The 11,364-nt window shown below is 68.5% G+C and carries 11 protein-coding genes and 2 pseudogenes; 3 read left to right on the top strand and 10 right to left on the bottom strand.

Going from position 1 to position 11,364, the window contains the following annotated elements; all coding sequences use genetic code 11:
- Positions 1-291: 291 nt before the first annotated feature.
- The 3 genes from AADR41_RS02210 to panD all read right to left on the bottom strand — a co-directional run bounded on the left by AADR41_RS02210 (position 292) and on the right by panD (position 1,840).
- Entirely contained in the window at positions 292-918 is a 627-nt protein-coding gene (locus tag AADR41_RS02210) for an aspartate/glutamate racemase family protein (RefSeq protein ID WP_342279650.1), read from the bottom strand.
- Positions 919-1,021: 103 nt separating this feature from the next.
- Positions 1,022-1,384 (bottom strand): GNAT family N-acetyltransferase, encoded by a 363-nt coding sequence (locus tag AADR41_RS02205; protein WP_342279649.1) that lies wholly within the window; start codon positions 1,382-1,384, stop codon positions 1,022-1,024.
- 30 nt (positions 1,385-1,414) lie between these two features.
- A complete protein-coding gene (gene panD / locus AADR41_RS02200) occupies positions 1,415-1,840 on the bottom strand; it encodes an aspartate 1-decarboxylase (protein ID WP_342279648.1) in 426 nt (141 codons plus the stop codon).
- Between the two features lie 727 nt (positions 1,841-2,567).
- Here panD and AADR41_RS02195 point away from each other — a divergent pair.
- Both AADR41_RS02195 and AADR41_RS02190 read left to right on the top strand, forming a co-directional pair.
- A pseudogene (locus AADR41_RS02195) lies at positions 2,568-3,377 on the top strand (IS5 family transposase).
- Between the two features lie 211 nt (positions 3,378-3,588).
- The gene (locus AADR41_RS02190) at positions 3,589-4,038 is read left to right on the top strand and encodes a DUF523 domain-containing protein (protein ID WP_342279647.1); all 450 of its coding nucleotides are present in this window, start codon (positions 3,589-3,591) and stop codon (positions 4,036-4,038) included.
- 356 nt (positions 4,039-4,394) lie between these two features.
- Here the strand turns inward: AADR41_RS02190 and AADR41_RS02185 are convergent.
- The 4 genes and pseudogenes from AADR41_RS02185 to AADR41_RS02170 form a co-directional block, all read right to left on the bottom strand.
- Positions 4,395-5,057, bottom strand: a pseudogene (locus AADR41_RS02185) (IS6 family transposase).
- 280 nt (positions 5,058-5,337) lie between these two features.
- Entirely contained in the window at positions 5,338-5,853 is a 516-nt protein-coding gene (locus tag AADR41_RS02180; protein WP_342279646.1) for an FBP domain-containing protein, read from the bottom strand.
- A gap of 723 nt (positions 5,854-6,576) precedes the next feature.
- A complete protein-coding gene (locus AADR41_RS42780) occupies positions 6,577-6,924 on the bottom strand; it encodes a GNAT family N-acetyltransferase (RefSeq protein ID WP_446750971.1) in 348 nt (115 codons plus the stop codon).
- Positions 6,925-6,980: 56 nt separating this feature from the next.
- Entirely contained in the window at positions 6,981-7,889 is a 909-nt protein-coding gene (locus tag AADR41_RS02170) for a LysR family transcriptional regulator (RefSeq protein WP_342279645.1), read from the bottom strand.
- Positions 7,890-8,010: 121 nt separating this feature from the next.
- Here AADR41_RS02170 and AADR41_RS02165 point away from each other — a divergent pair, with 121 nt between their 5' ends.
- Positions 8,011-8,361 carry a DoxX family protein gene (locus AADR41_RS02165; protein ID WP_342279644.1) on the top strand — a complete coding sequence of 117 codons (351 nt, stop codon included), beginning with the start codon at positions 8,011-8,013 and terminating at the stop codon, positions 8,359-8,361.
- A 207-nt stretch (positions 8,362-8,568) separates the two neighbouring features.
- Here AADR41_RS02165 and AADR41_RS02160 read toward each other — a convergent pair whose 3' ends face one another.
- From AADR41_RS02160 to AADR41_RS02150, 3 genes are all read right to left on the bottom strand, one after another.
- On the bottom strand, positions 8,569-8,703 hold the full coding sequence (locus AADR41_RS02160) for a hypothetical protein (protein ID WP_342279643.1): 135 nt from the start codon (positions 8,701-8,703) through the stop codon (positions 8,569-8,571).
- Positions 8,704-9,376: 673 nt separating this feature from the next.
- Positions 9,377-10,498, bottom strand: a complete 1,122-nt coding sequence (locus AADR41_RS02155) for a sensor histidine kinase (protein WP_342279642.1) — start codon at positions 10,496-10,498, stop codon at positions 9,377-9,379.
- Positions 10,495-11,160 carry a response regulator transcription factor gene (locus tag AADR41_RS02150; protein ID WP_342279641.1) on the bottom strand — a complete coding sequence of 222 codons (666 nt, stop codon included), beginning with the start codon at positions 11,158-11,160 and terminating at the stop codon, positions 10,495-10,497. Before AADR41_RS02150 ends, AADR41_RS02155 begins: the two co-directional genes overlap by 4 nt.
- Positions 11,161-11,364: the final 204 nt, after the last annotated feature.

Raw genomic sequence — 11,364 nt, 5'->3', positions numbered from 1 at the left:
CCCATCGCGTGAGCCCGGCCCCGGAACCCGCACCCCAGCAGGGCGGGTGACCACGGGCGGGACGGGACCGGGTGGCGGAGGAGGCGGCTGCGGCAGCGGCGACGGCGGCCCGGGCATCGGTCCGGGGGTTGGCGCCGGCGGCACCGGGTCGGGGTACGGATTCGTCATCGGGGGCCTCCGAACGGTTCGGGTGGATCTGCCTCCACCGTCTCCCGGAGCGGCTGCCCGCGCTCGGCGAGTCCGGGCGTGCGAGTTCCGGATGACCGGCCGGGGCGGGCGGGCGTACTGAGGTCAGAGCAGAACGGCGGCTGCCGCGTCGAGACCCGGCCCGGGGCTGGAGAGCACCGGGATGCGGGTGACCGTACGGGTGACCGCGCCGGCCATGGACGCCTGAGCCAGCACGATCACATCACAGTCCGTGACCGCATCGGCCGCGGCCGCGACGAGGTCCAGAAAGCCGTCCCGGTCGCCGGCCTCGAAGCGCGCCCAGGCACCGTCCACCACGACCGTACGCACTTCGACGGCCCGCTCCCCCGCCTCTTCGGCGAGCAGCGCGAGGGTGGGTGCCAGCGTGCCGGTGATCGACGCCAGCACCACCACGCGGTCCCGTGCCGCGGCGGCGGCCGCCATCGGACGGTCGACGCGCAGCACCGGAACACCGAGCGTCGCCGACTCCCCTTCGGCGACGGCGCCGATCGTCGAACAGGTGCAGAGCACGGCGCGGGCGCCGTCCGCGACGGCGCCCGCGAGCAGCGCCCGGACATCAGCCGCCACCGCCTCGGGGCCCGACTCCCTGGCCCTGGCGAGCAGGTCCTCGTGCACCAGGTGGTGCAGCGCGAGTCCGGGATGGCGGGCATCCCGGAGTGCGTCGAAGACCGGTATGTGGACCGGGGAGGTGTGCAGCAGCGCGAGCGTCATCTGCCGACGGTACAGCCCCGGCCGACATGGCCGACGTGGCCAACATGACCGCCGTAGCCAACATGGCCGACGTGGCCGCCGTAGCCAATATGGCCGACGCCGGTCAGTACAGCTCGGGACGGGCCTTGAGCTGCGTCTTCGCCTGTTCCACCAGCCCGGCCGGGGCCTCGGGGGCCTGGTCGGGGTGGCGAAGCGCCCACTTCGCCGCGTACGGGCAGAGCGGCACCACGGGCACACCTTCCCGGGCCGCCATGGCGTAGAACTCCTGGACGAGGGCGCCCGCGACGCCCTTGCCCTCGTGGCCGGGCTCGACGACCGTGTGCACGGCGACGAGCGCGGCGGGGTCACCGTCCATCACGAAATACGCGATGACTCCGGCGGCCTTGCCGCTCTCGTACGCGAGCAGGTTCCCGCTCGCCCGGTCGTCGCGGATGTCGAGCTCGATGCGTTCGCTCTGTTCTGCCATGACGATGCTCCCTGCGGTGGCCGGAACGGATCAGCGCGCCGCCGGCACGGCGTGCGGGCTCCGCTCGGTGTCGGTGCCGGGTACGGGTGCCGAGGCGTCGGCTCCGACTTCGATGATCCGGTTGTCGGCGTCGACGTGCACGACGCGCGGCTTCAGACCGCGCGCCCCGGCGTCGTCGACCTGGGCGTAACTGATCAGGATGACCAGGTCACCGGGGTGGACGAGGTGGGCGGCAGCGCCGTTGATGCCGATGACACCGGAGCCGCGCTCGCCCTCGATGACGTATGTCTCCAGACGGGCGCCGTTGTCGATGTCGACGATGTGCACCAGCTCGCCGGGCAGCAGATCCGCTGCCTCCATCAACGCGGCGTCGATGGTGACGGAGCCGACGTAGTGCAGATCGGCCTGGGTCACCGTGGCTCGGTGGATCTTGGACTTGAACATCGTGCGCAGCATCGAGGTACTCCTGGAGCTAGGCTCCCTGCCTGCGTTTTTGCAGGTCAAGGGCATTTTCCCTACCCTACAACGAGTCGCATGTTAGGTCAGCTTTCACCAGGTTTTTGAGGACTGATGCTGACCAATTGCCGACTTTCCTGACGCACCGTCAGCCCTCGTGGGAGAGCTTCGCCCGCCCTCTTGGACCTCACCGTGACGACTACACAAGCCTACGCAGCAGCCTCCGAAGGGTGTCCGTGATCACCGTCACTCCGGCGGTCTTCACCGAGGGCAGGAGCGAGGGCGGTCACCAGGGATCCGGGCTCCGCACCGCCTTGGGTCAGCCGGCCCAGGCACCTTTACGCCCCCCTTCAAAAGAGGAGGCCTCAATGGTTCAACAGAATCCGAGGGACCGAAGCAACGCGGCAACACAGCCGCGGATCGCCGGTCAGCCAGATCGGCGATTCTCATAACCATGGTTCCAGCTCGTCCGGTGACTCCTGGTGGTGACACAGGGCGAGCGTCAAGGAGCCATCTTGCCCGTGGAACCGCAGTCACACTCCGACGAGACCCGCCCCGGTATCAACTCGTCGGGCAGGCGTCGCAGAGTCGAGCCCCTCCTTGTGAACACTTCTGAGGTCGCCACGATGCTCAATATGTCCACAAGCTGGGTCTACAACTGATCGTTTCAGAATGAAGTTTGTTGTGGGGTTTGGCAGTTGGATGGTGTGTCGGCAAGATTTGTTGAGTGTCTGCTGATCTTGTGCCCGATGGCCTGTGGGAACGTGTGGTCCCGCTGTTGCCTGTTCGTCCGCCTCGGTGGCATCGGTATCCCGGGCGGCCGGCGGATGACCGGGCTGCGTTGCGGGGCATCGTTCACGTGCTGTGCAAGAGCGTGAGCTGGCGGGATGTTCCGGCGGAACAGGTCGGCTGCAGCGGTGTGACGGCCTGGCGTCGGCCGCGGGACTGGACCGAGGCCGGTGTCTGGCCGCAGCTGCACGAGGTATTGCTGGCCGAGCTGCGGGCCGCGGGACTGTTGGACATGAATGACACGGCAGTCGACGGCTCTCATGTCCGGGCCCTCAAGGGGGGCTCACACCGGACCTTCGCCGGTCTACCGCGCACGTCCGGGCAGCAAGCACCACCTGATCACCGACCGGCACGGCACCCCCTTGGCCGTCTCGTTGACCGGCGGAAACCGGCACGACGTTACTCAGCTGATGCCGCTGCTCGACGCGATACCCCGCATCCGCGGGACGCGCGGGAGGCCGAGGCACCGGCCGGGCCGGCTGTTCGCCGACCGCGGCTACGACTACGACAAGTACCGCCGCCTCATCCGGGCCCGCGGCATCGCACCGAAGATCGCCCGCAAGGGCACAGCCCATGGTTCCGGCCTGGGCAGGACCCACTGGGGCGTCGAGCGGACCTCGCATGGCTCCACCAGTTCAAACGGCTCCGGATCCGGAGCCGGTACGAGATACGAGCCGAACTCCATCTGGGACTCCTCCAACTCGCCTGCAGCATCATCTGCTTGAGACGACTCAGAACCTCATTCTGAAACGAACAGTCAGCCAGTCCATGCCCATCTCCAGGCGCACTGCTTTCGGCCGGATTCCGCGTCCACTTTGATCCGGCGTTGCGGCTTCTTGAGAAACCTTGGCCCCACTCTTCATCCAGTCGGTGGCAGACTCAACAGGGTGGTCGTGTACCTGATGTCCAGCAAAGCACCGACAACCGCACCAGCATGCCGCCGCTGCTAGCCTGGCGGCATGGAAGCAATCCTGGTCAGCGCGTGCCTGCGCGGAGTGCCGTGCCGATTCGACGGACGTCACAAGGCTTCGCCAGAGATCGATGAGGCAGTTGCCGGTCGCGACGTTGTCTCCTTCTGCCCGGAGGTCGCGGGCGGGCTCATGACACCGCGGCGGCCTGCGGAGCTGGTGGGCGGCGACGGGCACGACGTGCTCGACGGGACAGCACGGGTCGTCGAGGACACCGGGCGCGACGTGACAGCACAGTTCATGGACGGAGCAGAACGCGCCCTCGCGGCGGCGCAGAACGGAGGCTGCACCGAGGCACTGCTGATGCCGCGCAGCCCCTCGTGCGGACGTGGTGCAGTGTACGACGGGTTGTTTGCCGGGAGGCTCGTGCCGGGAGACGGGGTGACGGCGGCGTTGCTCGAGCGGAACGGGATCACCGTGCGACCCGCACCCGGAGTGTGAAGCCGCCTCGCCCTGCGATCGCGTTGGCACGGGAGTTCTACGGCGGCGCGCGTGGCGGAGCAGCTGTGCTCGATGCCCGGGACGGCCGCGGTGAGCTCGCGGGTCAGGCCCTGTCCTGGCGTGCCGGTGCTGCGGGAGGTGCTGGTGGGGTCGTTGTGTCGTCGCACGTCGTACCCCTGATGTCGGCCTCCGGGAATGTCACGGTTGACCGCCGAGGGCCGTGGGTGTCCAGGTCCGGGGCGGGTGAAGCCGGTGGCGCCGTTGGCTTGGACTTGACCGGGCGTTGTCAGGCTGTTGGGTGCGTGGGTGCCTGACGGTGTGCCGAGGTGTGGTGGGGCCGGGTGCCGGCCCTGGGCTCAGGCCGTGGCAGGTCGGCCGGTGACGCCGGTGATCTGCTCCCAGATGGTGAAGCGGACGGCCATTTCGGCACGGTGTTGGGTACCGGTCGCCAGGAGGCGGTGGGGTCGGAAATGGGGGTGAGATGCCGCTGAATGCGGCCAGGAACCGCTGCGCGGCGCCCACGCTGCGGAAGCCTTTCATCGCGCGTTCGCGCTGGCGGGTGGGCTGGTGGCTGTTCTCGGCCCGGTTGTTCAGGCCCTTGTGGGACCGGTGCTCGACCGAGGGCATGACCTCGCGGTGGGCCGCGCCGTAGGAGCGGAGCCTGTCCGTGACAATCACTCGCGCCACCGCGCTTGTTTTCGTCAGCAGCGTGCAGAAGAAGCACCGGGCAGCAGCCTTGTCCCGGCGGCTCTGCACGAGAATGTCGAGCACGTTGCCATCGGCGTCGACGGCCCGCCACAGGTACTTCAGCTCACCGCAGATCACGAAGACCTCGTCCAGGTGCCACTTGTCGCCCGGCTGCACACGCCGGCGGCGCAGGCCTGCCCGAACTTCGTACACCAGCGGCGGACCGTCTCGTGGGAGACGAGCACGCCGCGCTCAAGCATCAACTCCTCGACCTCGCGGAACGACAGCGGGAAACGGAAGTACAGCCACACACAGTGGGAGATGATCTCCACCGGGTACCGGTGCCCCTTCTACGACGGCGGCGTGCTGTCCACGGACGACACCTCCCAGCACGACCAATCAGAAGATCACCTCATCCGGTCAGCCAACGTGACAGTGCCCCTGGGAGACCCGCGAGGCCGCCCGGGCAGATGTCTTCCGTTACATCGAGATCGAGCACAACCGCAGCCGACTCCGCAGACACCCCGAGTACGGGTGCGTCACCCCGCTCGAAGAGCGAGCGACGACATCATGTTCGCCGATGGCAACGTTGCTCGCGCTGCCGAGCATTTATCACCTTCTGTGTCGCGTGGTTCGTTCGGTGTCGGACACCGAACGAATGAAGGCGATCGTGCGTGAACGCAAGCCTTCGCGGCGTGCCTCGATGTGGTCGTCGACAGGGAGGTCGAATCCTTGTCGGATCGGCTTGGCGTTCACCCTGACCGCACAGTCGAGATCGGTGCACAGGAGAAGGCCGAGGGCGTTCAGGCGTTCGCGTTTGTCGCGTGATGGGCGTCGAGCGGTGAACAGCGAAACCTCGTTGAACCGGCGGGAGGACCGGCACAGGTCGCACATCACTGCGCGCGATCCGAGTGCGGCTTCATTCGGCGCCTGCCGCAGCAGCATGCCCAACGCCTGGCCGTCGGCTTCGGTGACGAGGTAGGCGAGCTTTGGAGCACGCAGATCCCGCCACCCGAGGTATTCGATCCGATGCCACCGGACGTCGTCGAACCAGACGGGAAGTCGGACGCTCTTTTTTTCGGCGGGGTCCCGGTTCACGAACGCGCCGCGAACCTCTTCCCTGGTCATGGGGCGCACTGCTTCTCCTGACGAGCTGAAGGAATTATGGACGTGGAGATGTCGGTGTTCTGTCACACGACGCAGGAAGGCGGGGCTCGGCCGCAGCGCGAGTGGCATGCGAGTCCGATCCACTGCCGGGTATTGGCTCTCTTGCTCCCTTGTGTCATGTCCCTCACTCGTGCTCCCTTGGCCGACGGCTGTGACGGAAGGGTCGGAATCACTTACGTCACCATGGGCGTACTTAGTACGCGTCACCGGTATGCAGCATACGCATGGGGGTGCCGCTGGTGACAAATGCATTTCGAATGCGTTGTACCGCCCGTCGCCCCACCCATCTCATCGGCGCGTTTGAATTTCGTCACGTATGCAAGGTGTGACGAAAAAGAGGGTGGTGATGCCGGAGGAGATGGTCTGCGCGGCCTGCGGGAAGGGTCTGGAACATGCGGAGCGGGGTCGGCCGCGAGTTTCTGTCCCCCACCTGCCGGACGCGGGCCTACCGCGCGCGAAAGGCGGAGGATGCGATGGAGGCGAGCAGCGCGGAGGGCACGGAGAACCGCGTCCCGGCGGACGAATCCGGCACGCCCCATTTCACTGCCGTACGCACTCCAGCCGGGCACTCGCCGCCGACAGCGAGAGCACCTTCTCCGCATTCGACGGACTCGGCCTCGACCCCGCCGACGCCTTCCGCTACATGTTCATGTTCGCCTCCTACGTCCAGGGCGTTGCCCTGACCTACGTCGGCGACGTGGAGGCGGATCGACCCGAGCGACTCAAGGCGGCCCGCTCCAACCTCCGCTTCCAGGACCGGCGCGTCGCCGCCCTCGGAGCCCAGATCGTCGAACCGCAGTCATGGGCGCGATCAACGCCACGCGTTGTCGCACAACTGGTCCTCTGTCGCCTGGACATCATCCGGCTGACCAGCCCACGCCGGCGGTGCGTGGCGCTCATCGTGACGTTCGTGACCGCGACTGCCGGGACCGTGGCCCTGCCGGGCACGGTCGGCTCTACGTCGAAGCTCCGGAAGGTGGTGCCGGTCGGAGGTCGGCAGCGCGGGCCGGTTGAACCGCCGGGCGAGGACAGCGTTCACGCAGTCGGCCAGGTCCAGCTCTCCTGGCCGAGGTGGCGGCGCTTGATGGTCAGGTGCCGGGATTCGGCTCGGATCCGCTGTCCAGGCAGCAGCGGACGAAGTTCTGGATGACCGGATTGCTGTCGTCGGTGGGGGACCACGCCACCGCGAGCCGGCTGGGGCTGACGCCGCTGACGGGGCGGTAGGTGATGCCGGGCCGGGCGTAGAAGCGGGCGGAGGAGGCAGGGCAGAGGGCGACGCCGTAGCCGTTGGCGATCGCGCTGAGCCAGTCGTCGGGCTGGTCGGCGACGGCTCCGATGCGGATCGGGTGCCCGTCGCGCTCGTCGGCGGCGAGCCAGTAATTGCGCCACTGGCCCGTCTCCGCCGGGGCCGCCACGAACGGCTCGTCCCACAATTCCCGGAAGGGGATCACGTCGCTCGCGGCAAGCGGGTGTGCCGAGGGCAGCGCGACCCAGCGGGGCTCGGTGAGCAGGGTCGCCACCCGCATGTGCTCCTGGCCGGGGAAGGGCAGCCGCAGCAGAGCGACGTCGACGTCCCCGGTGGTGAGGCCGGCCGTCGGGTTCGACCAGGTGGCTTGCCGCATGTCGACCCGCCAGCCCGGTCGGGTGCGGGTGAACTCGGCGACGATGCGCGGGGTGGCCTCGTTGGCGGCACTGGCCAGGAAGCCGACACGCAGCATCCGCTCGGCCCGGCTCGCCGCACTCCTCGTCTCCCGCAGCGTCGCGTCCCAATCGGCGAGCAGTCCGGGCGCCCGCGCCGCCAGGGCCCGGCCCCCCGCCGTGAGCGCCATGCCGGCCCTGGACCGTTCGAACAAGGGCACGCTCAGCCGGCTCTCCAACTGCCGGATCTGCTTGGTCAGAGCCGGCTGGGAGACGAACAGCCGCTCCGCGGCCCGGGTCAGGCTTCCCTCCTGCGCCACGGCGAGGAACGAGCGCAGGAGCCGGTTGTCCACATCCATTCCATCAGGTTATAGAAGCTGGTATTGGACGCAAGCGGGGATCCCCGGCGAGCCTGGATGACCAGGGATGCGGAGAGCGGATCGCCGCCACGCACGACTCGTTACAGTACGAAGGAGCCTCATGTTCATCGCCTATGTGATCGTCACCGCCGCGACCATCGCGGCCAACGCCGCGATCGCCGCCGCGGACTTCGCGAAGGCCGAATTCGTCCTGGCCAACTCCGCCGAAGTGAACCTCCCGCGGACCTGGCTCCCGCGGCTCGCCACGCTCAAGGCCGCCGGGGCGGCAGGGCTCCTGGCCGGTCTCGTGGGTTTCCGGGTCCTCGGCCTCGCCGCAGCGACGGGCCTCGTCCTCTTCTACGTGGGTGCCATGGCCGCGCACGTTCGCGCCCGGGTCTTCCACAACATTGCCTTCCCCGGCACCTACCTGGCCCTGGCCGTCGCGTCACTCGCCCTCGCTGCTGGCCGCTGAGCCTGACTCTGCCCGGGATCTTGAGATGAGACATCGATGCTCCGCCGCGCGCGATCGGCTGCGATGCCGTCCAGGACACCGGCGAGACCTGAGGTGAACAAGGCGTCGAGTTCCCAGGGGTCGGCGCCCGCGCGTATCGCGCGGGCGGGCCGAGGGCACGCCTCGGGTTCATACAGCGGGTTCTGTGCGTGGATCGAGGCTTTGGCTTCATGCTTCGCGGCGGTACTCGACCGATGCTCCGCCTCCGGGCCGCTGACGAGGATCAACGCCACGCAGGGGCACCAGGTTGGTCTTGGACGTCACATGCCGGTAGAGGGACATCGTGCCCGTGCCGAGTTCCATGGAAGTTCCTGTATTTGGCCACCGTCATCGACCTCGCTTCACGCCGCCTGGCCGGCTGGGCGACATGGCCCGTGTCCAAGATTCCGAGTCAAGGCCTCCTGTCCCGGATCGCGCCGCCGATGACCGTGCCCACCGTGACCCGGCCCCGGTCGGGTGATTCAGTACACCCTCGACGGAGGCGACGGCACGGACTGCCGGCTCATCACCACCGTCTGCGAACCGGACCAGGCCCCGCTGCCGAACTGGCAGCCCTCTACCACCAACGGTGGGAGATGGAGAGCACCCTCTGAGATCGGCCAGATCGACTCGGCGGCGTCCGGCGGGCCAATCCTGGGGTTGGCGCCACCCCGGCTGGCCCAGCAGGGTTGATCAGGCCCGGGGCGTGGAAGGGGCCCAGAAGCACGGCACCGCAGGTCAGAGTGGTGATCCATGATGGCCAGCCCCGTTTGGGCAGGGATCGTTCTTTCGGGCTCATCTCGTTGCCGGTCGTCGGCTGAGTCGGCCAGTGGCCTCTCGCGCCCCGTGTGAGGGCGGCCGGATCAGCAGGCGGAGGCCCCGGTGGGGGCCTGCAGGTCGTGCGAACGTTCGCAGCCGCAGGAGCAGCGGGAAGCCGTCCGCCTCCTGCGTTTCTGCAGGTAGGAGCGGTTTTCGGGTGACGAGTAGGTCCAGCCCATCAGGCATCTCCGTTCGGCGGGACGCGTAGGGCCACCCTGTACCCGTCGTTCGTGGTCGTGCCCGCTTCGAGGGTGCCGCCCAGGAGTTCGGCTCGTTCTCTGAGACCGATCAGGCCCTGGTGGGAGCCGGGGAGGGGAAGGGCGGGACGGGTGGGGGGTGTGTTCGTAACGGTGACGACGAAGGCGCCGGGCTCGTGGCGGAGGCATACGGTCGCGGTGGCGCCGGGTGCGTGCTTGCGGACGTTGGTGAGCGCTTCCTGGACCGTGCGGTAGATCGCGCGCTGCACGGGCGTGCCAATGTCATGGGGAAGCTCACCGGTCAGTTCGGTTTCGATGCCGCTCGTCGTGATCAGCTTGTGCAGGTCGGCCAGGGTTGGCTGGGGGGTCAGCTCGGTGGCGTGGCCGCCCGAGGCACGCAACAGGGTGACCATGTGGCGCAGTTCGTCCAGGGTGTCGACGCTGAGGGAGCGGATGGTGCGGGCGCCTTCCTTGGCGTCCGGATCCCTGGTGGCGACTTGGAGTGCGCCCGCCTGGACGGCGATCAGACTGACCTGGTGGGAAACGACGTCGTGCATCTCGCGGGCGAGCTGGGCGCGTTCGCGGGCGAGGACGGCTTGGGAGTGCAGGAGGCGTTCGTGTTCGCGGGCCCCCTCTATCTCGACGAGCCGGAGTGCCAAGTCCCTTCGGGCCTGGACGAGTTGGCCCAGCAAGACGGGCGCGACGGCGGTGGCGAGAGGGTAGAAGAAGTAAACGACGGTCCAGGTGTGTTCGTGTGCGGAGACGTCTTCCAGAGGCCAGGGGGCAGCGGAGGCGAGCGCGAACAGTACCGCGCATGTGGTGAGCAGGCTGCGGTTGCGGGAGCGCTCAGCCAGTGTGAACAGGGCCGCGAAGGGGGCGAACACAATGTCCCGCATCAGGCTGGCGGGCAGCGTGAGCAGGAACACCGTGAGTGGGAATCGGCGGCGGACTGCGATTGCGGCGCAGGCGAGCGCGGCCATGGACTGAGCGGCGGCGGACGCGGCCTCCAGGCTGAGCAGCACGTCTGCGGCCGCGACGGCAACGACGACGACGTCGACGACTGGGGCGGGGACGCGTGCCCACCAGGGCTTCGGCGCGGTCATCGACCCGGCCCCGGGCGGTGGCGAGTGTCGTCGTCGAGCAGGCCGGCCCGCTGGGCGAGCAGCGCCGCCTGGACCCGGCTGGTCACCCGCAACTTGGCGAGGATCGCGCTGACGTGGTCCTTCACCGTGCCCGCGCTGAGGTGGATCCGGCCGCCGATCTCCGCGTTGGACAACCCCTGTGCGACCAGCACGAGCACCTCGCTCTCCCGGTCACTGAGCCGTCCGACGCGGCAGGCCTCCTCCTGGTCGGCCCCTGCGGCCCCCGGGTGGCTCTGCCAGACCGCCCGGGATGCCTTCGGTGACATCACCACCCCGCCCACCGCCAGCGTCCTTACCGAGTGGGCGAGTTGATCCGGCTCGGTATCCTTCAGCAGGAAGCCTGCCGCACCGGAACGCAGCGCGGTCAAGACGTACTCGTCGGCGTCGAACGTTGTCAGCATCGCCACCACCGGAGGCTCCGGCAGCGCGCGCAGCCGCCCCAGCACGGTCAGGCCGTCCACGTCCGGCATGCGGATGTCGAGAAGCACGACGGCCGGCGTCTCCCGCCGCGCGACATCGACCGCCTCGGCACCAGCAGTGGTGGCGACGACCTCGATGTCTTCGGCTGCGTTCAAGATGAGGCGGAAACCGGACCGCACCAAGGCCTCGTCGTCGACCACCATCACCCGGATCACGTGCGTTCCGCCCTGTTGTAGTCGTCCATGTCGTCTGTGGTGTCGATTGTCACCATGGCGACCGTAGAACCAAAAGCGCCCTGTGAAGCGGCCGCGTAAGCCGCACCCGCCCTTTGGGGGGTACGGCCCAACCGTACGGGGGGAGCGCGGCCGCCCGGCGGCGGGGGCGGACCGGACACCTGCCGGATACCC

The sequence above is a fragment of the Streptomyces sp. CLV115 genome (genome assembly GCF_038448545.1).
Classification (GTDB): domain Bacteria; phylum Actinomycetota; class Actinomycetes; order Streptomycetales; family Streptomycetaceae; genus Streptomyces; species Streptomyces sanglieri.
This window is presented reverse-complemented; position numbering and strand designations above follow the sequence as displayed.